Origin of the sequence: Hallella bergensis DSM 17361, assembly GCF_000160535.1 — a bacterium.
In the GTDB taxonomy this organism is placed as follows: domain Bacteria; phylum Bacteroidota; class Bacteroidia; order Bacteroidales; family Bacteroidaceae; genus Prevotella; species Prevotella bergensis.
In genome coordinates, this window is record NZ_GG704789.1 from 1 (window position 1) to 1,756 (window position 1,756).

At 45.8% G+C, this 1,756-nt stretch carries 2 protein-coding genes; both read right to left on the reverse strand.

Going from position 1 to position 1,756, the window contains the following annotated elements; genetic code table 11:
- Positions 1–75: 75 nt before the first annotated feature.
- Complete coding sequence (locus HMPREF0645_RS12785; protein ID WP_007175481.1) at positions 76–705, reverse strand: DUF4141 domain-containing protein; 630 nt, start codon at positions 703–705, stop codon at positions 76–78.
- A 28-nt stretch (positions 706–733) separates the two neighbouring features.
- The coding region (locus HMPREF0645_RS12790; protein ID WP_007175482.1) for a TraG family conjugative transposon ATPase at positions 734–1,756 on the reverse strand (1,023 nt) is incomplete at its 5' end.

Below are 1,756 nucleotides of genomic sequence, written 5' to 3' on the forward strand. Positions count from 1 at the left end.
CTCATGTAAACTGGCAAAATCCATAAGCAAAAGTTTTTTATGAAAGTTTTTTCAAGTTTTATTTAGTCTGTGGAATTACCAGTACCTGCTTGCCGTGTTGCCGTAGAGTGCCTTGACAGAGGCAAGGTTGTTCTTCTCCCTTGCACGCACATAGCTCACGGAGATATTCTTCCTTGTATAGTACGACACCAAGGAGCGGTATTCACGTAGTGTTGTATAGATACGGTCTATCTGCTGCATTCGTTCGTGGTCGTTCATGGAGAAGACATTACTCTTGACGATTGACTTGAGTTCCTTCAGACTCTCACCGCTTTGCTCGAGCAGCTTGGTGTAGCCCGAAGCCATTGCGGCGAGTTCTGTCGGGCGGAAGTTCTTGTCTGAGAGCATCTTCTTGTAGGAAGTGACATAGACCTCCGAGATATCGCCCACCATGAGAATACACTCCTTGACCTTATAGGCATCGCCAATAAGGTTATTCACCTTCTTCAAGGCATCGTAATACTTTTTGGTGTCGTTGTAGAGTTTTTCCACCTCCTTGAATCCGTCAAGGGTATTCTTTACTGTCTTCGAGGCGGTGGCAATCTCTTTGACCGTATTGGCAATATTGCCGGCAAAGTTACCCGGATCATAGACCGTCCACTGTGCGTGGGCTTTGGGAACTGAAAGGCTCAATCCTAAGAGAGCCATGAAAATGTACTTTTTCATTGTTGCTATAGTTTTGATGGTTTATTACTTATTTCTTTTTATTGCTTCTTTTCTCTATGGCAAGCTGGCGGATAGCGGTCTCGATGTCGCCACCGAGCTGTTCCGCACGCTGCATGACCTCTACCTTCTCGGTTTCCTCAGTGGTGTAGGTGAGGTATTCCTCCATGCTCACTTCCGTGGCATAGACGGCACTCTGCATACCGCCCAAGCCTATCCACACTTCCTTGTAGAGTCGGTTGGGGTCGTTGTTCTGATTGATGGAGAGTATCTGGCTCTTTTCCTTTTCCGAAAGACCGAGCATCGCCTGTATACCATCGAACTTGGTCATATACTTGCGCTGGTCGAGCAGTATCTTGCAGTCGGAGTTGTTGATGATACTCTCCTTGACAATGGGCGACTGAATAATGTCATCCACTTCCTGCGTTACCACAATGGCTTCCCCGAAATACTTTCTGACGGTCTTATACAAATATTTTATGTAGTCCGCCATGTTTGCCGAAGCGATGGCTTTCCACGCTTCCTCAATGAGTATCATCTTGCGGATACCCTTTAATCGGCGCATCTTATTGATGAAGGCTTCCATGATGATAATCGTTACCACAGGGAAAAGGTCTTTATTATCCTTCACTTGATCGATTTCAAAGACGATGAAGCGTTTGGAGAGCAGGTCAATATTCTTGTCCGAGTTCAAAAGGAAGTCGTAACGACCACCACGATAGTATTGCTTCAATGTCGTTAAGAGGTTGTTAATGTTGAAGTCGGAGAGCGTTACCTTGATGTCACGCTTTTCCATATCCTTGCGGTACACGTCCCGCAGATACTCATAGAAGGTATTGAAGCAGGGAACGATGGTATGATCCGTCCTGATAAGTTCGATATAGGCATTCACGGCAGAACCGAGTTCGCCTGCTTCGGTCTTGGTGATATGTTCATCAGCACTTTTCCAGAGCGTGAGCAGCAGCGTACAGATACTCTCCCTTTTCTCCACATCGAAGAAATTGTCATCGGTATAGAAAGGATTAAAGGAGATAGGATGTGCATCAGTATAGGT